At 40.7% G+C, this 24314-nt stretch carries 19 protein-coding genes; 8 read left to right on the forward strand and 11 right to left on the reverse strand.

Annotated elements, in window-relative coordinates:
• Positions 1-12: 12 nt before the first annotated feature.
• The 4 genes from NSU15_RS22650 to NSU15_RS22665 all read right to left on the reverse strand — a co-directional run bounded on the left by NSU15_RS22650 (position 13) and on the right by NSU15_RS22665 (position 3753).
• Entirely contained in the window at positions 13-141 is a 129-nt protein-coding gene (locus NSU15_RS22650; RefSeq protein WP_256719208.1) for a hypothetical protein, read from the reverse strand.
• A 160-nt stretch (positions 142-301) separates the two neighbouring features.
• Positions 302-1852: an extracellular solute-binding protein gene (locus NSU15_RS22655; protein WP_042130108.1), complete on the reverse strand. Its 1551-nt coding sequence runs from the start codon at positions 1850-1852 to the stop codon at positions 302-304.
• Positions 1853-1925: 73 nt separating this feature from the next.
• Positions 1926-2804 carry a carbohydrate ABC transporter permease gene (locus tag NSU15_RS22660; protein ID WP_042130109.1) on the reverse strand — a complete coding sequence of 293 codons (879 nt, stop codon included), beginning with the start codon at positions 2802-2804 and terminating at the stop codon, positions 1926-1928.
• A 10-nt stretch (positions 2805-2814) separates the two neighbouring features.
• On the reverse strand, positions 2815-3753 hold the full coding sequence (locus tag NSU15_RS22665) for an ABC transporter permease subunit (RefSeq protein ID WP_042130110.1): 939 nt from the start codon (positions 3751-3753) through the stop codon (positions 2815-2817).
• Positions 3754-3990: 237 nt separating this feature from the next.
• Here NSU15_RS22665 and NSU15_RS22670 point away from each other — a divergent pair, with 237 nt between their 5' ends.
• From NSU15_RS22670 to NSU15_RS22685, 4 genes are all read left to right on the forward strand, one after another.
• Entirely contained in the window at positions 3991-6303 is a 2313-nt protein-coding gene (locus NSU15_RS22670) for an AraC family transcriptional regulator (protein ID WP_339287613.1), read from the forward strand.
• Positions 6304-6660: 357 nt separating this feature from the next.
• Complete coding sequence (gene manA, locus NSU15_RS22675) at positions 6661-7605, forward strand: mannose-6-phosphate isomerase, class I (protein WP_042130116.1); 945 nt, start codon at positions 6661-6663, stop codon at positions 7603-7605.
• A gap of 136 nt (positions 7606-7741) precedes the next feature.
• The gene (locus NSU15_RS22680) at positions 7742-8140 is read left to right on the forward strand and encodes a sigma-70 family RNA polymerase sigma factor (protein ID WP_042130118.1); all 399 of its coding nucleotides are present in this window, start codon (positions 7742-7744) and stop codon (positions 8138-8140) included.
• Between the two features lie 50 nt (positions 8141-8190).
• On the forward strand, positions 8191-8388 hold the full coding sequence (locus tag NSU15_RS22685) for a helix-turn-helix domain-containing protein (protein WP_042130121.1): 198 nt from the start codon (positions 8191-8193) through the stop codon (positions 8386-8388).
• 315 nt (positions 8389-8703) lie between these two features.
• Here the strand turns inward: NSU15_RS22685 and NSU15_RS22690 are convergent, their stop codons facing one another.
• Positions 8704-9822, reverse strand: a complete 1119-nt coding sequence (locus tag NSU15_RS22690) for an IS701 family transposase (RefSeq protein WP_339287614.1) — start codon at positions 9820-9822, stop codon at positions 8704-8706.
• Between the two features lie 734 nt (positions 9823-10556).
• Between NSU15_RS22690 and NSU15_RS22695 the strand changes: the two genes are divergently transcribed.
• Complete coding sequence (locus NSU15_RS22695; protein ID WP_256715173.1) at positions 10557-10775, forward strand: helix-turn-helix domain-containing protein; 219 nt, start codon at positions 10557-10559, stop codon at positions 10773-10775.
• A gap of 77 nt (positions 10776-10852) precedes the next feature.
• A complete protein-coding gene (locus NSU15_RS22700; protein WP_052414694.1) occupies positions 10853-12061 on the forward strand; it encodes a site-specific integrase in 1209 nt (402 codons plus the stop codon).
• Between the two features lie 559 nt (positions 12062-12620).
• Here NSU15_RS22700 and NSU15_RS22705 read toward each other — a convergent pair.
• From NSU15_RS22705 to NSU15_RS22720, 4 genes are all read right to left on the reverse strand, one after another.
• The gene (locus tag NSU15_RS22705; protein WP_339287616.1) at positions 12621-15161 is read right to left on the reverse strand and encodes an ATP-binding protein; all 2541 of its coding nucleotides are present in this window, start codon (positions 15159-15161) and stop codon (positions 12621-12623) included.
• Between the two features lie 178 nt (positions 15162-15339).
• Positions 15340-17271, reverse strand: coding sequence for a DUF3732 domain-containing protein (locus NSU15_RS22710; protein WP_339287618.1), 1932 nt, complete (start codon positions 17269-17271; stop codon positions 15340-15342).
• Positions 17268-17771: a three component ABC system middle component gene (locus NSU15_RS22715; RefSeq protein WP_339287620.1), complete on the reverse strand. Its 504-nt coding sequence runs from the start codon at positions 17769-17771 to the stop codon at positions 17268-17270. Before NSU15_RS22715 ends, NSU15_RS22710 begins: the two co-directional genes overlap by 4 nt.
• Positions 17755-18903 (reverse strand): ABC-three component system protein, encoded by a 1149-nt coding sequence (locus NSU15_RS22720; RefSeq protein WP_339287622.1) that lies wholly within the window; start codon positions 18901-18903, stop codon positions 17755-17757. Before NSU15_RS22720 ends, NSU15_RS22715 begins: the two co-directional genes overlap by 17 nt.
• Positions 18904-19155: 252 nt before the next feature.
• Here NSU15_RS22720 and radC point away from each other — a divergent pair, with 252 nt between their 5' ends.
• Both radC and NSU15_RS22730 read left to right on the forward strand, forming a co-directional pair.
• Entirely contained in the window at positions 19156-19764 is a 609-nt protein-coding gene (gene radC, locus NSU15_RS22725) for a DNA repair protein RadC (protein WP_339287624.1), read from the forward strand.
• Between the two features lie 177 nt (positions 19765-19941).
• Complete coding sequence (locus NSU15_RS22730; RefSeq protein ID WP_339287625.1) at positions 19942-20232, forward strand: helix-turn-helix transcriptional regulator; 291 nt, start codon at positions 19942-19944, stop codon at positions 20230-20232.
• 522 nt (positions 20233-20754) lie between these two features.
• Here NSU15_RS22730 and NSU15_RS22735 read toward each other — a convergent pair.
• Positions 20755-22113 carry a glycoside-pentoside-hexuronide (GPH):cation symporter gene (locus NSU15_RS22735; RefSeq protein WP_339287626.1) on the reverse strand — a complete coding sequence of 453 codons (1359 nt, stop codon included), beginning with the start codon at positions 22111-22113 and terminating at the stop codon, positions 20755-20757.
• A 38-nt stretch (positions 22114-22151) separates the two neighbouring features.
• Entirely contained in the window at positions 22152-24197 is a 2046-nt protein-coding gene (locus tag NSU15_RS22740) for a glycoside hydrolase family 3 C-terminal domain-containing protein (RefSeq protein ID WP_339287627.1), read from the reverse strand.
• Positions 24198-24314 lie beyond the last annotated feature (117 nt).

The raw sequence follows: 24314 nt of genomic DNA on the forward strand, positions 1-24314 counted from the left end.
GTTGAGATATTTTTAAATCAAGGGTCCTTCGTATGACACTGTATCGAATATATCTTCCAGCGGAATGTCCGCCACAGCCATCACTTCATCGAGCGCTCCGTGATACAGAGTCAGCCAGCTGCGTTCGATGCGGATCGGCACTGTGCCATTGCCCATCCAGCTGCCTTTCCATGCGCCCGGGCGCAGCCCCATCAGGAAGCGGTGGCTACACCTGTGTTTAACTCACAAAGAGGGAAGGGAACGAATTCTCCGCAAAGCGGTAAGCTACATCCTCTTCCCCACAGGTTATCTTTGTTTTTGTTTACTTGGCCGGCATTGCGTCGACTTGCTTCTGAATCTCGTCGACGACCTTCTGACCGCCAACCCCGAGAATCTTGTCCTTCATCATCTTTAATCCTTTATCGGTAGGCAATACACCTTGAGCCATCGGCAAGTACAGGGAATCATAGAAAGGAGAAACCTTAGCATACTCCGTCTTGACCTGATCCGCGTTGAAGGTGAACCCGGAAAGCGGACTCAAGAGAAAGGTTTCGGCCAATTTCGACTTCTCAAACCATTCCTTATCGCTCGGCAGCATACTGTCCGGGGTACGAACTAGGGTAGGACGCCATGTCATGACATATCCCGGGAAGGAGTAATCGGACAGCTGTTTGAAGGACGTATCTCCCGATGCTTCCCAATCCTTGCCTTCAATTCCGTATTCCAAAAGGTCATGATTTTCTTTAATAGAAAGCCAGTTGGCTACGTCCATCACCAGATCGGCATGCTTAGAGGCTTTAGGAATGCACATAAAGTTCCATTGCTGGAATGTTGAATACGGCTTAGCCGATTGGTCGTAAGGTACTACCACTTCAAGCTCGACACCTGGAATCTTGAGCGCTTCTAGGTATTTCAGACCTTCCACTCCGTCAGACGCATACAGCGTTGCCGCGTACTTACCTTGCGTGAACAAGGTTTGCGCGTTTTGCTCCTGAGCAATATTCTTGGACAGGATACCGTCATTGTAAAGCTTCGTGATCCTGTCGAAATTCTGCTGGAGGGACGGATTCTCCCAGGCCCCTACTATCTTCTTGTCTTTCTGGGAGTAATAGAACATCTTAACCGTAGTTTCCACATAGTTATCTTTGCTGGTATTATTGGAATAATCGGTGAAGAGATTCGGCATAGTGTCGGCTCTGCGACCATCGACAATGAACGGTTTGATCGTCGTTTCCTTTTCCTTCACGGTATAAAGGAAATCTTCAACATCTGCAACCGTTTTCAACTCTGGCATGCCGTATTTCTCACGAAGATCCTTCCGGATCAAGAAACCGTTCATCGCTCCTTGAGTTGTGCCCAGCGGAATTCCCATAATCTTGCCTTCGAATTTGTTCGACGCCCACATTTGCTCAGGGATCGAATCCTTCAGTTCCTTGCGGGCCGCCACCATGTCGTCAAGCGGAATAATGGAACCGCTTGAAATCATTTGTGCCATCGATAGCCAAGGAGCGTCCAGGTACATATCAAAATCCTCTCCTGCCGACATCTTGACCGATACGGAGTTGCCATAATCCGACCATGGCAAGAAATTGATATTCAGAGAAGCGCCTACATTGTCGGCTTTCAGCTTGTCGTTCACGGCCCTCATTACCTCCTCGAATTCGTTAGGCTTATCGCCGGGAAAATACGCTTTCAATTCAACGATTTCCTTTGGGGCCTCCGTAGCTGGAGCCGTGCTGGCCGTGGACACCTCTCCATTAGTGGAATTACTCGGGGAAGCATTCTTGTTTCCCCCGCCTCCACAGCCAGCCAGCAGTAGAGAAAGCGATAAGCCGCTGACGAGAATGGTACTGATTGCTTTGTTTTTTTTCATAATTTGACCCTCCTCGAAAAGTAATCATCTATGCGTTAATCCGGTCGCCCGGTTAATGCCGAAATCCATTCATTCAACCCTTTACCGCTCCAACAGTCAGGCCTTTGACGAAATACTTTTGCAGCATCGGATACAGCAGAATGATCGGTCCGATAGTGAGTACCGTCGTAGCCATTCGTACGCCATAGGTGGGGGCTTCTGTCGAGATCGCTGCGGCAGCAGGAATCAAATTTTTAGCCGCTTCCATATTAGAGACCATCCGCCGTAGGATTAGCTGCAGTGGAAACAGTTTTTCATTGTCGATGAACATTAAGCCCATAAACCAGTCGTTCCAGTAATATAGTGCATAGAACAAGCCAACGGATGCTAGAATTGGCTTTGAGATCGGTAGGATAATCTGGAAGAATACCCGCATTTCGTTAGCGCCGTCGATCCGGGCTGCTTCTTCCAGTTCATCCGGCACGGTGCGAAAAAAGCTGACCAGTAGGAAGACGAGAAACGGCTGACAGAGCAACGGCAGAATCAGTGCGCCGATGCTATTCTGCAGATACAGCCACTGGCTGACAACAATATAGAAGGGAATGATTCCTCCCGAGAAAAGCATAGGCAAGTAACAGAACAGGAGTAGCGGTGTCTGCAGCACATTGCGCTTGTTGGACAACGAGTAGGCGAGCATCGCCGAGATGCACAGTGCCGAGAGTGTCCCGATCACCGTAATCAGGATAGTGACTTTGTATCCCTGGGCCAGTGCATCGGAATGCAGCAGCGCCTTATAAGCCGCTGTAGAAAAATGCTTAGGAAACAGGGTATACCCGTTCACGATCAGTTCGCTTTCCTTCGTGAAGGAGCCGATGATCATCAGTAGAAACGGGAAGACACAGAAGATCGTAAACAAAATGAGAATGATGTAGGCCATGGCTGTAAAAGTACGGTCGGATGCCGTCTGTTTCATGATTTCCCTCCTAGAACAATGCGGATTCCTTAGATGCCTTACGGGTGATGGCGTTGGCGGACACGACGAAGATGAGCCCCATGACCGATTGGAACAGGCCCACAGCTGAGGACATCCCGAAGTCGTGTAGCTGTCTCATCGAGCGGAAGACGAAGGTATCAATGACATCTGTGGTTGAATAGAGCAGTGAATTGTCACCGATGATAGCATAGATCATGGCGAAATCACCATTAAAGATACGGCCGACCGACAAAAGCGTCATGATCGAAATCGTTGGGACCAGCAGTGGCACCGTGATCTTCATCATGATTTGGCGTTTAGATGCACCATCAATGCGGGCGGCTTCATAGAGTTCCTCGGAGATTCCGGTGATCGCGGCCAGAAAGATGATCGACAGGTAGCCGGCACCTTGCCAAACCCGGATCACCGTGAGGATGGCCGGCCATAGCTTCGACTCGAACATCCAGTTGATCGGCTCTAACCCGAGATTCTGCAGCCAGGTATTAACCGGTGGCTGTTCGCCTCCCAAAAACGATTGGACGAGCATACCGATTACAATCCAGGACATGAAATAAGGTAAGAAAATTAGCGATTGAGATATTCTCTTGAAATACTTGTTGCTTACTTCATTGAACATTAGTGCGATCAGCACCGCAAAAAAGGTTGTGAACATGATAAACAACACATTCAACCCGACCGTATTGCGGAGAATCACCCAAAAGTCATTCGAAGTAAAGAAATAGTCAAAGTTCTTAAATCCAACCCACTTGCTCCCGGTAATCCCGCGGGAGAAATCATACTCCTTGAAGGCGATCATGATTCCGTATATAGGGAAATAACTGAATATTAGAAAAAACAGCAAACCGGGAATCGCCATTAGGTATAAAAAAGGACTGTGTGCGATCTGCTTCAGCTTCCAGCGTATGCCCCGTCTTTGAGCATGCTCCATGCTCCTACCCCCTTAGTTGTCATTGGTCCGTGCACGGCCGAATGTCTGAAATCACCATATCAGGCCGTGGAGCAGAGAACAATTACAACATGCAACGGTACTTCTTCCTTGCATCCATTCACCGGTTCTTGAATCCATCACTCACCGCAAAATCCATTGATTTGGTTCAGTGAAGATGCTTCTATGGTACAATAAACCCTGCATTCCTAAACAAAAGGAACCGTCCGGGGGAGCTCAATGGAAAATATATTTAATTGGAAACGAATTAAACGACGAACGACTTTTCTAAAAATCCTCATCTATTTTATTAGCGCAACGACATTCCTGCTCGCTGTTTCTTTTGTTGCCCTTTACGGGCTGTCTGCCAAAACCCTCTTAAACGAAATCGGCGATCATACTGAGTCAGCTCTTGTCAATGGCGGCAAGAATACGGCTCAATTGATGGAATGGTCCATCAACTACGCTTACTCCTCCAGCTCTGACAGCCAGCTAGAGTCATATGCACTGGCCGAAGTAAACAGCACTTTTGAGACCTATACGGTCTGGAGTCGGCTAATGAATGTGAAGAATGGCAATCCATCCATTGATTCGGTCTATCTGATCAATGATTACACTGACAGTATCATCGATTCCCGGCTGGGGCTTACTGACATCGACGAGTTCTATGACCAAGAGGTACTGGAGCGGCTGCGTACACGCAAGATTACGGACGGGGCATTTCTGATTCCGCGCACCCCCCATATGCCTCTGAATTCTAGCAAATATCGGAGGGTGATTACGGCCATTATCCCCTATGAAACCGGCAAGTCCATCTCGGCGTTTGTATTGAACGTGGACGCGGACAGTATTATGACACTGCTGCAAGCCAACAGCTTCCTAGAGACCAACCTATTTGTCCTTAACGATAAGAATGAGATGATCTTCAGCACCGATCGACTAAGTCAGGATCAAATACAGGATTTCACCGCAGCCAGCTCGGATAAGATAAATGGCTGGAAGCTCTACAAGCCTGAAAACGAAAGGGAACAGATGCTGGTTTACGCCCAGACCTCGATTAAGGGTATTCAGAACTGGCGCTTCTACGAGACCATTCCCAAGTCTGTCATTCTGAGCAGGATCGATTTCCTGCGTAATATCACCCTGCTGTTGTTCGGCGGACTGCTCCTAGTTTCGCTCGGAGTAGTCGCTCTGCTGTCCCGAAAAGTCTATTCGCCGATTCAGGAGCTGGTGCAGAATGTCATGAAACAGCACCAGTCCGAAAAGCAAGACGGTCTGCTGGCAGCCAATGAGCTTGATTATTTGTCCCAGGTCTTCGTCTTTCAATCGGAGAAGATCCACGAACTGACAGAGGTGGGCCGGCAGCACAAATTCTTCGCTCGGGAACGCTTCATGCGTGAACTGCTCAGCGGTCCGGCGCCTTCTCTTGAGGAGATTCGCCAATCTATCCGCCGGCTGGAGATTGAGCTTCCGGAGGAGAACCTGTCGGTTGCCATCTTCCGGATCGACTACTTTCCGTCGTTTGTCCAGAACTATTCAGATAAAGACCAGCGGCTGCTAAGGTTTGCTATGACCAATATTGTCGGAGAGTCACTGCAGCCCTTCTTCGCCGCCCGAATTCAAACCGTGGATATGGGAGCGGATCATATCGCCGTCATCCTGCCGGTGGACAAAAGGCAGCCTAATGCTATTGCCGACAAGCTGCGGGAGTCGCAGCGGCTGGTGAAGCAGTATCTCTCCATTAGCACAACCGTGGCTTCCGGCAAATGTATGGAAGGATTAGCCGAGCTGCATGAAGGATACATGACTGTATACGAAATGACCCAGGAGCGCTTTCGGCTGGGGCATGGCGCGCTCGTGTCGGAAGAGCAGGCTGATAGTAGTCCGAACGAGCTGTACCATCTTCCGCTTGAACTGGAGAGGCAGATGGTACATGCAATTCAGAAGGCCGACGGCGACACTCTGCTCCCTACGATGGACGCTGCTCTCTCCGCGCTTAGAGAGCGGCCTTATTTTGAGTGCAAAATGTCGCTTATCACCTTTTTCATGCATGTTCGCCGTTCTCTTCAGGAAGCTGCTCCACATTTCATACTGTCCAGCTCCTGGGGACTCACTTCCGTCGAGAATCAGATTATGAAGCTTGAGACCCTCCAGGCATTCGGAGAATGGATGGAGGACTTGTCCAGCCAGACGCTGGCGGAGATCGCCGCTACCCGCAATGTATCCAAGAAGGCGGGACTTGTCCAAGAGGTAGATCAACTAATCGCAGCACATCTGACCAATCCTAATCTGGCTACCAAGCTGCTTGCCGATGAGCTCGGATTGTCGATTAATTACCTGCGCAACCTCTACAAGCTGGAAACCACCCGTTCGATTACCGAAACAATATCCGAACGCAGGCTCGACATCATTTGCGAGGAGCTGCTGGCGAGCGACGAGCCGATTGAGCCACTTAGTCAAAAGTATGGATTCACAACACTGAACACATTTTACGCGGCGTTCAAGAAAAGGTACGGAGTAACACCAGCCATGTACCGGAAAATGAATAAATAGCGGTATGAGACCCGCTTTACCTATCCGGAAGTCTCTAGCTTACAGGTCCCCTCTTCAAGTAGTTATATACTGAAGCCTGTACAAAATCAGACCATAAACAAGATATCAGATTGACTCACCATCCATATGATCACCAGCCAAGTTCAAGCAACGAACCGGTTGGAAAATACTCTTATGGGTATATGCAAGGGAACGTCGCAATTAAGGTGAACGGATACCCTATGATCTATCTGGCCAGCTTGAAAATGGGACATGTATTATCCCCTCCATTGCTGCTGCTCTCCAATAAGACGCTAATTTAATTGATGTTGCAGGCCTTATTCTTACCCATTATTAATAAGAGGAGTTATAACATTTATGAATCTACCTATTTTTTTGCAACCTGTTTTTCAAGAACGCATTTGGGGTGGAACTAAACTCAAGGACTTGTTCAATTATCCCATTCCAAATAACTCGACTGGCGAATGCTGGGCGATATCGGCACATCCTAATGGACAGAGCATTGTAAAAGGAGGAGTCTTTCAAGGTATGTCACTAGGGGAGCTATGGAACTCGAAACCCGAACTATTCGGATCAAGTTCACCAGTGTTTCCTTTACTCACTAAAATTTTGGATGCCTCAGATAATTTGTCTGTTCAGGTGCATCCAGATGATGGCTATGCTGATAAGAATGAGAATGGAGAGCTTGGTAAAACGGAATGTTGGTACATTCTCGATGCTGAGCCTGATGCCACTATTATTTACGGGCACGAAGCATCCTCTAAACAGGAATTAGAATATATGATTCAAAGCGGGGAATGGGAGAAACTGCTCAGAAAGATTCCAGTAAAGCAAGGAGATTTTTTCTATGTACCCAGCGGCACATTACATGCTTTGGGGAAAGGAATTGTCGTACTGGAGACCCAACAAAGTTCAGACACGACTTATCGAGTATATGATTATGGTCGCCGAGATAATAATGGGAATTTACGTGAACTTCATTTAGGGAAAGCCATCGAAGTTACAACTACACCACAGATACATATACCATCTTCATATGTAACTCAAAAATATGACGGACTCTATATAACCCAATTTGTTTCGAATTCGTACTTTACAGTAGAAAAATGGGAAATCACTAATAAAACAAAATTGCCAGCTCATCCGAAATATTCTCTCATTAGTGTGATTGAGGGTAACGGTTATATCTTTATCCAAGACGGCAAGTATAGACTAAATAAAGGTGATCACCTTATTCTACCTGTTGATTGCGGACCTTATGAAATTGATGGAATGATTCAGCTTATTATTTCACATGAATAATTTGCGCCCTTTCGCTTTATTATGCCGATTATAGTAAAAATGTCGAAAATTTATTTTTACATTTCTTATATATTAAATCCAAAGGTTGCCTTTCCCTCTCATCATTCCCATTTAATTAATGAGAGGAGATGGAAATATGCATAATGTTAACAAAGATCAAAAAGCAATTAAAAATGCTTTTAGTAGTTATGTACAGTCGTGTTTACGTCATGCGAGCCGGGATTATTATAAAAAAGCTCTTCGCCATACTTCTCATACTATTCTATTGGATGAAAAAGAATTAAATAACATCAAACCCAACTTTAGTATTTGTTTGTCGTCCTCTACCCGAGTCGAAAATTGTACTACATTGATACAAATTATCGATGAATTGAAATTTAGTACTGTAGAAAAGAGGGTATTGGCCCTAAAGTACTGTAAGGATTTAACTGATAAAGAAATTGCATATAATCTTGGTATCTCAAGGCAAGCAGTCAGTAAAATGAAAGCAAATTTATTACGGAAATTAAAAGAGCACCTCTCTTTATATTGTTAAACTAATAATTCTCTTAACCTTACATTAAATTAAAAAGGGATGGAATCAGTATGCAAGAAATAGGTACACTGATTGAATTGGCTCAGAGTGGCAATCGTGATGCCGAAGCTAGACTAATTTTTCTTTATCAACCACTGATAAATAAATTTGCAAAACAAAACGGGCATATAGATGAGGATTGCAGACAACACCTTACATTAGAGTTCATATTAGCAGTACGTCGTTTTAATCTTAATCGTTATCATTAGAATATGAAGATTGCGTTTTTAAACTATGCATAATAAAAAAGTAATTTTTCATTTCAATGATCTTTAATTGATAGATATTTTTATATTAACTTGTGTGATTAATTTGTAACCCCCTGTTTTTATGGCAGGGGGTATCTTATATTACTTGAGTGTTGCGATTTAACTCAGCAATAAGCTAAGTGGACAGACCTGTAGTGCTATCAGTAAAAACAACGTTTAGGCAGACAGTTTGAAATGTTTCAGGATGTCGAAAAGCGGCTTTTTCTCCAAGGCTTGCTGGTAAACATAGACGATAATCTGCCCGAAGTACTCTTCTCAAATGCGATACACCACATCGCCTAGTGTCATGGATGATTTGTCTCTCATCCATTCCTGCCGCTGGAATTCAAGATAGTTTTGCGTCAGGAATTGAATGGCCCAAAAACGTTGAATGCCGATAAAAGAAAGCAGTTGATATTGGTCAAAGCCGAGCAATTCCTTGAAATAACGATTACCCGTTTCGATGTTCCAACGTACGTGATAATATCGCTGGATGGTAACGAGATCCAGGGACTGATCCGTACAAAGAAGACAAACCTGAGGTTTGCTCAAATCGGTGTAATCATCTTTCCAAGACAGCAACAGCTTGACGTTTTCGATCTCGCTCACGGATCCTTCGTAGGGATAGACCCAGTACATTCCCTGACCTTCCACGGTAACAGAGTGGAGATCAGTTTTGTGAATGTGCTGTGTAGCGAAATCACTAATTTGAATCGGAATGCCGGCTGGACAGATCAGCCGATTTGTTTTTACGGCTGCAATGACATGAAATCCCTTGCGGTTACAGGCGTTGATGACCTTCTCGCTCGTATACCAGCTATCCATAAGGACGTAGACGAGTGCATCATCCTCAGCAGGGAAGGCTTCGATCATTTCCAGAGCCAAATCGTTCTTGCTGCTAAACCTCATTCGCTGCGCCTCACAATACTCTTTCTGGTAATACGGGCGAAAATCCCAAGCGTAGGAGCAACCTTCACTCACCACATGGGAAGTGACAATGCTGTGGCACCAGACAGACTTGCCGTCTTCATGTGAATTCTGAAAGCTGAGCGCCTCCATCTTCTTGGTCGACTTGTCTTTCTTACAACAAGTGTCATCCACAATAAGAAACATAAGAGATCTGGAATCACCGCTTTTCACACGTTTCGCCCGGATCTTTTCCAATGCAAATTGCATGCGTCTACGCTGCATGCGGTTGACGCACCAGGGAGAGTGATTCAAGAAATTGGTCATGCTACTGAGATGACGATCTTGTCTGGTAACGTTACGAATCTGAGTGATATTCTTACGTCCGGCGCAGAGAATGATGCCGTGAACGAGTGTGAACACGTGATTCAGTTGTGGTTTAGATAACTCCAACTTCAGCACTAAAATAAACTTGACGATTATGGACATGTAGAGGGATACCATAAGAGTGGACATCTCCTTTATATGGAAATTGTGGCGTCGTAACCGTCAATTTCTACACAAAGGTTTGATGTCCTTTTTATTTTAAAATCTTCGACGAAAGTTCTAACAAACTTGCTTTAACCGGGTCAAATCGACAGCGTAGTTTTTGCAACACTCAAGTTATATTAGTGAAATCGTTCTATCCCAACAAGTAGAGGAGCAAAAAATAAGTTTAGAATTTTAATTGCTTATTCCTTATCTCATCCCCATTTAAATTATAGGGGCTAAGCTATAAAAAGCCTGCTTCTAAATTCCTTACTTGTTCTTTGATATCTACATATCTTCTGTTCAAGTACTTTCCCATTGCCTCTGCAACAGCAGAAGCGACATAGCGGAAGCGCCAAGAAGGATCGCATGTGCCCTGAGCGACTATCTTTCCGACTTAAATCATCCCATGGTAGGATGAATCGCAATGACCGGTATTGGGGATTATGATACTTCTGCCTGGCCAGCGTCACTGCATTGGGGGCAGCCCGCTCGGATGAGAGGGAGCTTTAAAAAGCTATGATGTCGAGTAACCGTCGGCAGCTTGAACAGATCTCTATGAATTTGTCGAGAATATATTGATTCATAAATAACACCTCCAGCCTCCATATATCTACAAATATTTTCTTCGTTAGGAAGTGCTATAGATGCAAACTGATATAGGACAGCCAGAACTTCAATCTTTACTTCTGCTTATGTATCGTAATTTTCCCGATGTAGTTAACATAGATCAATTGTGTGTTATGTTAGGTAATATAAGCACAAAAACTGCTTACAAACTATTGCAAGCTGAACGTATACAGCACTTTAAGATTGGTAGGATATACAAAATCCCTAAAATCTATATAATCGAGTATTTAGCCACAGTTATAAATGGCACTTCACCCTCTAGCTTTCACACTTTACCGCATTGAACCGTTCTGCTCATACGTGTTATAATTAATGCGTCAATGGTAGGACCAATGCGGGCTGCTATGAAGGAGGTTTTTTCATGGTAGCAGGCCACCTACAAGAAAAAAAGGGTCTTTTTTATATGGTCTTGAATTGCAAGGATGAAGAAGGTAAGAGAAAACCAAAATGGATTCCTACTGGCCTTACGGTAAAAGGAAACAAAAAAAGAGCAGAAGCATTGCTATTAGAGACAAGGAGGGAATTTACTCTTCTTTTAAATGCTACTGAGGAAGAACCAGTTGAAGAAGTTATCGAAGAAATGTCAGCTGAAGAGCCAGTCGATCAAGGACCCCTATTTTCTGTCTTCATGCTTCAGTGGCTAGCAATGATGAAACACCAGGTTGAATTTATCACTTACGCTTCGTATCACAACGTCATTACTAATCATGTTGTACCTTACTTTGAAGAAAAAGGGCTTTTTCTCAAAGAGCTATTACCATGTCATATTCAAGAATACTATCAGTATGAGCTTGAAGAAAATGGAGTGACAACCAACACGGTTCTCCATTATCATGCTAATATTCGCAAAGCGCTAAAACATGCTCTCAAAAATGATTTAATTAACACTAACCCGGCAGATAAGATTGAAAGGCCAAAGAAAAATGATTTTGTAGGCAGTTTTTACAACAAGCAGGAGACAAATATTCTGTTTGAAAAAGTTAAGGGCGAATTGATAGAGCTAGCAGTCATTCTTGCCGCTTTTTATGGATTGCGGCGAAGTGAAGTAGTCGGATTGAAATGGACAGCTATAAATTTTGAAAACAAAACGATTAGTATCAGGCACACGGTAACTCCGGTTTATTTTGAAGGTCAGGAACACATCATTGAAAAGGACCGTGCTAAAAACAAACCGAGCCGCCGCACCTTACCTCTTGTGCCAGCTTTTAAGGATTTACTGCTGCGCATTCGTGAGCTTCAAGCTCTCAATAAAGCCATATGTGGTAAATCCTACTGCACAGATTACGAGGAGTATATCTATCTGGATAAGTTGGGACAACGAATTAAACCGGGCTATATCACACAGAACTTCACTAGAACTCTTAAAAAAAATGGTCTTCGTCATATTCGTTATCACGACCTGCGTCATAGTTGTGCAAGCCTCCTACTCTCCAATGGAGTCAGTATGAAAGAAATTCAAGAATGGCTGGGACACAGCAACTATTCTACAACAGCCAACATTTATTCTCATCTAGAGTACAGCTCCAAAGTATCTTCGGCATCAACAATGAGCGGTGTTTTGGTCTTTTAATAAAAAAAGATCGCACTACCCTCAATATTTCATGAGAGTCATGCGATCTTCTCCTCGTTCTCTCCTTCGGAAAAAGGAGAGAACTGCAGGAGAGAACTCGATAAAAAGTTCTCTCCTAAGCTGTTTCAAAAACCAAGGTTTTTCGGAAAAAACCCTTATAAATCAAGGATGCCGAGGACGGGGGTCGAACCCGTACGGTACTCACGTACCGCAGGATTTTAAGTCTTGAAGTAGTCTTCGTAGACCCTTTTCCATACTATCGAAAAATCGAGCATAAAGCCTTTAGCCATGCGGGTTTAAGACACTTTTTGTGTTCAATACTCTCTATGTTCGAGGATTTGGATATGGAGCCATGTTAGCAAATATGTTAGCAAAATGAAGGGCAGGAGCTTTGCGTTAATACCCTTTTGTTAGAAATCGGACACTTCTCCTATAAAAGCATTCTATCGTTTATCCTAGCCCTACTGAGCCTTTTCTTTCTACTGGCAGAGACTTTTTTGAGTCCTATTACTCTGCGTTCGGTTACATCGAATACTCAGCAGGAAAATGTAGCTACCACTTAGAAGAGCATGTTTCTATATTTTTCTTTTAGAAAAGGAGTCTGAATGGATTGAAACTTTCTTAAGTATTCAATTAAAGTTTCTTTTTGAACAGGATCGTTTAGCTTCACATATACTCCCAAACAAATAGCCTGATAAATTGCGATACAAATGTCACTCTCGATCCCTATGTTAATATCATCCCTTGAGACATTTGGTACAATATCATCCATAACAATATTAATTTTAAATTCCTCAAATCTTAAATAATAAAGCATTTTATTTAGCGTAAGTGCTAGGGATTTTACGTACACCCCTTTAATGTAAAGTTTAAGATCAAAAGATGTCCTTCTGTTTAGCGAATAATATTGTTTTGGTGAATTATCAATCAACTCCAAAAACACATTATTACCAGAAAGATAAAATATATTAAATGAGTCAAAATCAATTAACGTGTGGTTACACATTCTGTCCTGCCCATAATCATATAAAGCACTAAAATTTAATTCATCCATAATAGATTCATGATAAGATAATGTTCCTTCTTTTGCTGTGGCTATCTTTTCATCAGAAGCTAAAATTGTAATATATTCTGTATTATTTTTTTCAATATAATGCTTTAATGCCTCATCTAGATCATCAAAAACCTCAATTATTTTATCTAAACTTTTACCGTCATCAATAATCGGAATATTGATTACCTTAAGTTCTCCATTACTAACTAAATCCAAAATGTTAACCCTGGATTCTGCGAAGTCAATCATTTCATTGTCAAAATAGTAGGCGGTGCCTTTTAAATTAATGTCATCAATATTAGTATTGAATAAGTAATTTAGTGGATTCTTAACTAGAAGTTCTCCTGTTATACCCTCAAGAAAATCTGAAAGATTGATGCCTATATCGTTTATATTAGTGTTTTGTTCAGAAGAGAATAAGTTATTGATAATCTCTATTTTTTCCTCTGAGTTTTTATCTATCAATTCAATTCGGACTCCATCAGATAGAAAGTATAAATTTAGAAACTCTTCTATCTCCGTTATGCCTTTAGGCCAAACTTTCATAAATTGATCATATTTAAGAATTATATCTGTGCCGAAATGTTTAACATCTTCACTTTCTTTTATTGAAACATATTCATCTTCTTTTGATAATTCAACTTCATACCTTGTGGGATTCTCAAAATGCCTTGTTTTTACAGTAACTATGTCAGATAGCATAAAACCAGCCAAAAAACCAATCCCATAATTGCCTATCGGTTTATGTTTTAGACCTTTTAAAAGATAATCATCAGAAGTGTAGTAAGAAGATCCCACATTAAGAAAATATTTTTTTAGTATTTCAATAGTCATACCACTACCATTATCACTAATAGTAACTTGATTTTTATAACTATCTAATATTACTTTAACTACTGGTTCATATACTTCATCACCAAATTCTCTAACTCTATCTTCAATTTCTTTTCTCGTTTTACATGCATCTATAGAATTCTGTATCAATTCTCGTAATCCATTTTTTCTATGCCCATATATTTGTTCACCCATTAATAGATTTGTAATTTGTCGAAAATCAATAATAAATCTTAGATCCGCAAATGTGTACCCTTCAGATTTAATTTCATTGCGTACATGAGATTTAAAATTCACTACATATTGATTTTCCATTTTACTTGTTATTTTATTTATATTTTCAATTTCAGAATTAATCCAATCTATATATTTTAGTATCTTCCTGTGTATAACTGAATCGTTACATTTACCAAATAACTCAATTATCTTGTAACCTCTTGAAGTATCAACAGTTATCTTGTTAGAATTATCCACACTAAAATGCTGCTTCCATTCTTCCTGACTTACACCCGTTGGTTCTAATGTTTTAAACAAACTTGGAGGGGTTCGTTCACTGTCAAAATCTAATAAATCAGCTAATCTTAAAACCATTGCACAGAACTGTGTATTAATTGTATATATTCCCTTTAAAGAATATGTGATTAGATTTTTTTCTATCCAACTTACATCCTCCGTATGCGCTTGGCATATTTTCGAAATTTCCTCAGTAAAATTAGTATTTGGCATTGTCGGAATAATAAGAATTTCCTCAAGCTCATTTTTTATGTATTCTGCGGACCGCAATGCATGAACTCTTCGTATATAATCTTGGATGGCTTTTATGTGATCATTGTGAAATTTTTTCAAAAAAGCTTCATAGCTATAACTATTATAATTAAGTGCCCCTGTCTTAATATTTTCAACCTCACTAGTTGTAGCTCCCATACCTATATCATGAAGCAACGCTGAACAAATTAAGAAAGTAATCTCAAGATCGGAAAGCAACTCTATACTTGGTATAATATCCCCCATATAATGTATTATTCTAAGTGAATGATTCATATTATGCAGTGTATAATCAGGAAAAACTTGTGCAACTCGTGTATCTAATATATCTTTTATTTTGCGATATACTTTGACCACAACTGAATACAAATCATCACTACGTTCCTTTAAAGCTATTAATAAGGCCGGGGGATTAGTTTCAAATTGCAGTTGACTTAGTTCCTTCAATTAAGCACCTCTATTCAATGATAGTCATTATAAATAATATACAAGCTAAACATAAGAATGAGTGTCAGATGATTGATTGATCAAACACTGTTAAAACACCAATGTAACAAGTAAGTTTTTAAGTCTACTCAATATAATCAATTTTCTTTATTTGGATTGCACTTGAAAGTCCATTCACTTAAATCAAAGCATTACCATCTCTCCAATTACCTCGAGTATGCTTTTTAAATTCTTCTTTAATTTCTAATTCTTCTCCATCAACATGATCAACAATTATTACCTGGGGTCTTATACCTGTTAGCTTTTTTATATCATCTACCTCATCAAAAATCGTTTTATACATGGCATTTACGGCGTCAATATCTCTTTGTTTTTTTGGTTCGTCTTCATCAGTAGCCATCACTTTTGTTCCTTGCGGAAAGTAAACTTGACTTGGTTGATCGAAAAACAATAGTAATGGCATTGGTGACTTTTCACTTTGCTTAGCAAAGAATCTTAAAAGGCTTAAGAACAATACGATATGACAAGAAACCCAGTTTGCTCCACTCCCCATTTCACTTAAATAGATCTTATCATAGCCATTAACGTGATACAGATCAAATGTTGACAAATCAAAATTCAAATTAATTGGTTTAAATTCTTCTTCAAAATCAAGTTTCTTTGCCAATCTATTCATCGTTGCCTCTATTTCCAACTTCGCATTTTTTTTCTTTTCTTCGATTTGGAAAGTTTTAATTTTGGCCTCAAGTAAACTTATAGTGTTTTTTAATTTTTCTATCTCTTCATTAGTATCTTCAAATAATCCCTCATTAATAGTTTCTACATAAAATTGAATTTTCGCCTTAGCAAATCCAATCTTTTCTTGTAGTTTATTTAATGTATCTGATTTCAAATATGACCGTTCGATATTTTTAATTTGACCATACACCCGTTTAATTTGAGAAATAATATTAGTCTTTTCAATTTCAATTTTCCTTACATCCTCTAAGAAATTGCTATTATATAATTTTGTGAATTCAATCTCCTTATCAAGCCAGTTTATAGACTCAAGTATTTTGTCATTAAAATGATTTAAAGATTTACACTCTTCTCCACAAAGAGGACAACTATATTCCTTTTTTTTAGGTTGAGAAATATTTGTTTTTTCTTTCAACTCTTCTAGCGTTTCAATGTATTGATAACCCACACTATTTGTGTCTACCAATTCTTTTATTTTAATAGTTAGCTTAGTTTCTTTTTCTCGTAATACTTCAATGTCTTTATTAAGTTTACTGTAACGCTCCACTATGTTTTGTGAAGTGTATTGTGAAATGTCCAGATCAGGTAAATCTTCAGAAAGTTTTTTTAGTTGTACAATAGACTTATCATCTTCAAAATACTTTCCAACAAGAGCATAATAATCTTTAAAAAGAGAACCTAATTCTTTTCTAATCTTTTTATCAATGTTTTCATTTTGCCTTTCGCTTTTTTGTAGCTTTTTCAACTCTTTATTTAAGTTACCTAATTTAATTAAATCCGTATAATATTCTTGACCTATGTATCCAGCAAAAATGGGAAATTGATCAATAGTATCTTGTCTTTTATAAAAATCAGAAAATCTATAAAATAAGGCAAACTTACTTGCCATCAAATTCTGATGTTGGAACATATACGATACCATATTTCTAAGAGATGCCTTTTTAGGCTTTTGGCCTTCATCAATTTCCAAATTGCTAACTTGTAAGCCTAATTCTTGTTCTAAACGATATTGTACATCTTTTACGGAATGTTTCTGTTTATCAGAGAAATAAGTAATCTGCAAATCTTCTATGAGAATTGAATTCTCAACAATAAAATACATTTTTCCGCCGAGTTGCCAACGTTCTCTACCAATAATAAGTGTTTTATTATTAACAACAAATATTAAACAAAAAAGATCACCGAAATCTGTTATTCGTCCTTTTGGGATTGTACAACGAGAACTACAAAGACAATAGTCAATTATTTCAACAAGTGCACTCTTTCCTGTTTTTGAATCACCAGTGATTATATTAACACCTTCGGTAAAATCTACATTTCGTTTTTCTCCGTTTTGGTTGAAGATTACAATAGAGCTAATATAACTTTTCAACTGCTCTTCACTCCTAAATAGTTATCAAGATGTTCTATGGAACTTTTTTTGAAAATAACCCCTAAGTAAAAGCTTGCTCTAAGAGTTTCTTTTATATTTTTATTTGAATAATTTGAATAATTGTCTTTTTCTATCAATATAACAGAATTGTTTATTATAATTTTATTTTCATTCACCAAAATAATAATAGATTCTTTAGTTAAAATTTTTAATTCAATATACCTATCTATGAACCCAGCTAAATTAGCTTTGCCAGATAACTTTAAACCTTCATGAACATCATAGTTTTCTTTTTTCCCAAACAAAGAATCAATTTTACTTGTACTTCTCGCATCTAACAACCTATCTCTTGAATCTTTATTTAGAACTATAGGTAGAACATAAAACAAGAGTTTTATATCAACAGGCGCATTGTATCCTTCTAGAAAACTCTGGATAATTTTACTCATCATATAAGGATTCAAAGATAATCTTTTTATATGCTCAAAGCCCATTTTCATCACCTATATCCCATAAAAAATCTTTATTTTCAATAATGTCATGAATGATCCCTTTTTGAAAAAAAGGCTGATTAGGATTTATTGAACCAAATGGATATGCATTCCATGACATCACTGCACTATATAATTTTTTAGATTCCTTTATTTGAAGATTACGGTCACTTTGTCCATGTTCAATAACATATCCTTCTCTTGTGTAATTTAATTTTTCGGTAAGGTTTGTTTTATAAACTGTGATGTCTTTGTTAAAAACTAAATTGTCTTGATAATACTTTGTTATAGTCATATTACATTTCCAAACATCGCTTATAGCTTTGGGTATTTCCTTATCATATTGAATTTTTCTAATTGCTTTAACAAATTCTTTATCTTGATTTTCCTTTTCAATCTCTAAAGGAAGGGTTAGTTGAATATACTCAGTAGGGAGTGGAAGAAAATGCTCCTGAACATATAAAGGGGTAGTGTCTTGGAGTAGCTTTACAAATGCTTTATATGTTATTTTCCATATGTGAGGCTTCTTTTTGACGTTAGATACAACAATGCCAAGCAAGGTGGCAATAAAATGCTTTCTATTTTTTTGAGGAATATATGGGATATATTTTTCAAATTCGATATCAATTTTATCAATTTTTTCTTGCCTATTTACTATTTCCATTCTGCTTAGAATGGACTTTAAGTTACCTTCGTTATAATTTCCTTGTAAAAAAATATCGTTAAAAAGAGGGCGGAACGTAGTCTCTCTTTTTTTAAGTTCACTACCAATGTTTTTGAGAATATTTAATTTCCGCTCTATGCTTTCCTCATTCCAATTGTACAAAGCAGATTTAGGATCTATCTCCGCTGTTGTAAATAATATTAGCTTTTTATGATCTTTGATTCTGTTAAATTCTTTATACCAGTTTCTAATGGTGTTCCAAAAGTCTACATTTCTATCAATTATGGGAGTCTTTTTTAAATGGTGTTTAATTTCCATTTGAAATGAATCCTTTTTAGATAATTTTGTTACATCTCCGGCAACTTCAAATAATATCGTCTCTCCTTCTTGCATCTTAAAACACTCTAATAACCCGATATATTGTTGATATAAATCACCTAATTTAGAAAGAGTAGCATCGTTACTAGCCCTCTTCATAGAAACACCCCACCCACAAACTTTTTGGTTGTATATATAAAATAAAGCTCTTATAGCTCTGATGATAATGATACCTCTAAAAAACAAAGATAGACTTTAGAACTAAGTCAAAATACATAATTCGTCAATAATCTACCATCTCCTTCCAAACACGCGTTCTATTTAAGGGAATTATGTAAATTTATCGTAAATTTGAAAATTTGAAATTTATATTATATATACAATAATCAGAAAATTAGGAGGTTATACATTATGCAACAAAATAAAGATAATGATTTGAGAAAATTGGTATCTGACTCGTTAAGAGAAAGCAGCGACAGCTACACAATCCAAGAGCTTTTCCAGCGCTTTCCTACAGCCACAGAACTATTGGATGTATCAGAGCAACAGTTAGTATCTATAAAGGGAATTGGCAAAGGAAAAGCCCGGCAAATCACCGCCATGTTAAAACTTGCAAAGGTACTGACCTTACCTAATCAAGATCAACATATCATTCGTAGTCCCAAAGACATTTTCACCCTGCTTGAATCAGACTTGCGTTACGAACAGAAAGAACACTTCATCTGCCTTTTCCTCAATACCAAGAACCGCCTCATCTTCAAAGAGGTAATCTCCATAGGCTCTCTAAACGCCGCTATCGTTCATACTAGAGAAGTATTCCATGCAGCGATAAGACGTTGTAGTGCCTCGCTCATTTGCGCTCACAACCACCCGAGCGGTGACCCAGAGCCATCGATTGAGGACGTGAATTTAACAAAACGACTCATAGCCGCTGGGGAAATCATTGGAATAGAAGTCCTTGATCATATAATTATTGGTGGCAATCGCTTCTACAGTTTAAAGGAGCACGGCTTGATATAATCCAACTTCCAACTGGTTAATGTATGTTCCCCTTACTAAAAACCTCTCCATAAATACCTCTGGCATCTGAATTGCCACACCCTGTATTAATTCATGGTTATAACCACTTAAATCCTCACTATATCCTGTTGAGCATCCTTCCAAAAAATTCTATCGTTTTGTTAGGGGTGAAGGGAATTGAACAACATCGAATTTATCGAAGAAAGCATCCGAATTCTGCGGACTCGTAAAGGACAGGGCCAGGAACAGCTGGCTTTGAATGTAGGAGTAAACACCTCCTATATCGGCCAGATCGAACGCGGAGAGAAGAATTCAACGATAAAAACTTTGGAGAAAATAGCGCTAGCTCTCGAAGTAACCTTACTTGATTTACTTTTACACTCAAATCCGAAGAAAGGAGTAAGTATCCAATCCTTGCAAATTCTTTCCCCGCTAGAATCAAGCAATGCCTGTTGGAAGTACGGTTAATAATCCGCCTCCATTCAAGCCAAATAATAAAGATTCCGCACCGCAAAAAGGCGCATTTCCTGAAAATCTGCTGCACAAAATACAGCAGAATTCGTTTTCAAGCTAATTTAGGAGAAATCTACTGCAGGAAGTGCAATGGATTGAATGAGAAGAACACGGCAAGAGAAACAAAACCAAATTACCTTGGCGGGTGAATAAGGTTCTGGAGGGAACGAAGGCCGTATTTGTTGTACAACATGCAGGATTAGCGCCCATTTGGTGAAGTCACGCCCACATTGTTGTACTTTTCGCAAGATTTTTGTCCATTTAGCGTGCTTAGGTCACATATTGTTGTACAACCTGCAACGTGCAAGATGTTCATCCATCCGGCCTGCTTAAGACATACTATGTTGTATTCCGTACAGGATTTCGAGGATTTCCTTAGAGCGAGAATACTATTATTAAATAAATGGCGGATTAATAAAAAAAGAAGCTCTCTTTCCTCGGAAAGAGAGCCTGGCGTGATTTTTGATTTTTGCGAATTTATTGAGCTCTTCTCGCTTCCAATTCCGCAACAATCTCATGATGGGGTTTGTCCCATCGGTATAGAAAAACCAAAATGAGAATCGCCAATATACATAACAGGATCGGCAGCCAAATAAAACTGATTTCTATCATTCGAAGTGCGGATGGCGTCTGGGTTTGATTGGCAACGTACCCCCCTGCCGCAAGCAACCAAGCCGGAATCGCTCCCCCGAGGCCGGACCCTAATTTAATGGCGATCCCGGAAGCGGTGGAAGCAAGCAAGCCTTGCGCGCGAACGCCCGATTTCCATTCACCATAATCCACCGTATCGGCAATAAGTGCAAACAATAACCCGACAGGTAATCCTAGACCAACGGCACCAACGACTATACCCGTAAGCACCATAGCCGTACTGTCGCCACCGAGATAAATAATCAGCTGACCGATCAGGCTGATGGCCATTCCGGTGATCATCAACGTTTTTTTACTAAACTTCTTGGTTAAGAACGGCACACAGATAATTCCCACCAGGGTCAAAGAGCCGAGCGTATTGGCCGTAGTAACAAGGTCAGGCTGATTCAGATTGTAGGTAATGTAATAAATGCCCGACGACAATTTCACCACGTACAAGATAAAAAATACGACGCCTATTAAAACCCCGGCAATCCATGGCATATTGCCTTTAATCGCTTTGACGCTCTCCCTGACAGGCAATGATTTGCCCCCAGATCTATCTTGAACACGTTCTCTTGTATTGAAAAATGTGATCAGGAACATCACCAGCCCCACTGCGCCAAAAAGAATCATCGTATGGAAGAAGCCTTTTTGCTGATCCCCATTCCCGAAAAATGCGACAAGCGGCAATAACGTCAGATTGACCAGCAATCCGCCCAGTTGCCCGCCAAACATCCGAAAAGAGTTGGCTACCGTTCGTTCTTGAATTTCGCTGGACAAGCTGGGAAGCAAGGTAGTTAACGGATTGTTAACGGCTGTATACAGAATGTTGGAAGCAATATAGAAAATGTAGGCATACACCAGTTTACCGGACGCGCTTAACTCAGGTCCCATAAACAACAGGATCGTCACGATGGTAAACGGAAAGCAGGACCATAAAATCCACGGTCTTGATTTCCCCCATTTGGTATGCGTCTTGTCAATAAGGATGCCGAAAATAGGACTGTCCACCATATCCACAAGTCTTGCAACCAACAATAGTGTACCTACTGCGGCAGCGCCAATGCCATAGACATCCGTAAAATAGAAAGTTAAATAAGTGGTAACCACCGCATAAATCAAGTTTGAAGCCGTATCTCCCAAACCGTAGCTTACTTTTTCCAATAAGGATAACTTTTGATTGGACTCTTCTCTTATCGCCATTGTGCACCCTCCTGTTGGGAACGTTTTCAAGGGAGAAACTAGTGTAAGCTAATGCTTCCCTTGATTAAATCCTTTTCTGCGTTGCAGGTTCCGATGTACACCTCATAGGCCATCTCTTCAAGCTCCCACCGGTTTGCGGCAGGATTAAACCACTTGATTTTTTCAACCGGACAGGCGATCTCAACCTTCTCTTTTTGCCCCGGCTTCAGCGTGATCCGCTTAAACCCGCGCAGCACTTTAACGGGCCGGTCCAACCCGGAGTTGCCGAAACCGACATACAGCTGAACGACTTCGTCGCCCGTTACGTCTCCTGTATTTTCAACCTCGCAAGCTGCGATGATATGATCATCCGCTGCTTTGAAAGAGGCATTGGACAGTGCAAAGCTGGTGTAGGATAAACCAAATCCGTAAGGCAGGGAAGGCTCAATTCCTTCCTTCTCCAATTTGGCATACCCATGATAATAGTCATATTTGATCTCGGTTGCATCCCAATCCACTTGGGGAAGATGACTTTCGCTCGCCGGTACCACAAAAGGCAATTTGCCGCCCGGGTTAACGTCCCCGAACAATGTTTTGGCTATGGCGGTGCCGCCTTCCATCCCCGGATAATAGGCCATCAGGATAGAGGACACTGACTGCTTCCATTCTTCAATCATGATCATATTGCCGCCGATCAGTACAGCAGCAGAGTTGGGGTTAACGGGGCCAACCGCATTAATAAGTTCAATATCCTTCGTATGCAAACCAAGACTGTTTTTACGATCCCCCCCCGCCTTCAAATCGGCATCTTCGTTCGTGACGGATTCCCCCTCATCATCATGGTCATATCCTGCGACAAAAACAACGGCATCAACGGATTTCGCCAATTGCTTCGCTTGCTCCAGATCTTCCCCGCTGTCGAAGACCACCTCGGCATTTGGAAGCAGGCGTTTAATTCCCTCCAGCGGTGTAACAATGTAAGGCGGAAACACCCGGCTTGAGCCATGATCGCCAATGTTTCCTTTGCTGCCGAGTCCACCAATAACCGCGATACGCTTGGTCTCTGTTTTGGAGAACGGCAGGACATGGTGATCGTTTTTCATCAAGGTCATGGACTTCTCGGCAGCTTCCAGCGCCAATGCGATATGCTCTTTGCTTGCGATCAGTTCCTTGCCGTACGTATCCTTGTCCGCTTCTGTAAATGCCAGTAAGGTACGCACAATTCTTACTGCCGACTCATCGATTTTTTCTTCGCTGACTTGACCGTTTCTTACAGCTTCAACCAGCTTGCCGCCAAAAAATTTCGTATGGCACATTTCAACATCCATGCCGCCATTTGCAGCTTCAACCGTATCTTTGATGCCCCAGGCAAAATCACTGATCACAAAACCGTCAAAATCCCACTCATCCTTCAAAACCTGATTCAACAAATAATCATGATGCCCGCAATGAACTCCGTGGTACAAGTTATAGGCACTCATTACACTGCCTGCACCCGCATCTACACAATCCTTAAAGTGCGGCAAAAAAACCTCGCGTTCCGTTCGTTTATCAGCGATGACGCTCACCTTAAACCGGGCCCACTCCATGCTATTGAAAGCAAAATGCTTCACGCAAGCGATTACATTTTCTTCCTGAACCCCTTTTACCAACGAGGAACCCATGACGCCCAGGTGGAACGATTCCTCGCCGTATACTTCCTGGCTTCTGCCCCAACCCGGGTTATACGGGAGGTTAATGCAAACGCCGCCAAAAAAATTGCCGCCTTGCGCGCGGACCTCTTGGCCTATAGCATGTCCAATGCGCTCTTCAAGCTCAGGGTCAAAGGCAGCACCTCTTGCCATGGCTACCGGAAAGCAGGTGCTGTTGCCGGATACGACTCCACGAGGGCCGTCGACAAATTTCAGTTCCGGCACCCCCAAGCGGTCATTTCCGCCGGCGGGATAAGGTCTCCAGTTGTAATGTCTCTCCTTAAAATCTTCCAGCATCTCCTCCATGGAGACTCTTCCGCTCATGAGATATACTTTTTCCTCCAAGCTCATTTGGCTTACAATTTCCTTCGCCTTCGCAGTATATGATAAGCGAACCAGTTTATTGGCCTTCATCCAAAATCTCCTCCAGTCTGTTTTTCAAATCTCCATAAAACCGCTTTCATTAAAATTGTAGTTCAGATCAGTCCATGTTTCCTTCCTATTTCTTGGGCAAGTGATAAGAAGATAAGG

Origin of the sequence: Paenibacillus sp. FSL E2-0201, from assembly GCF_037963325.1 — a bacterium.
Taxonomy (GTDB): Bacteria; Bacillota; Bacilli; order Paenibacillales; family Paenibacillaceae; genus Paenibacillus_AQ.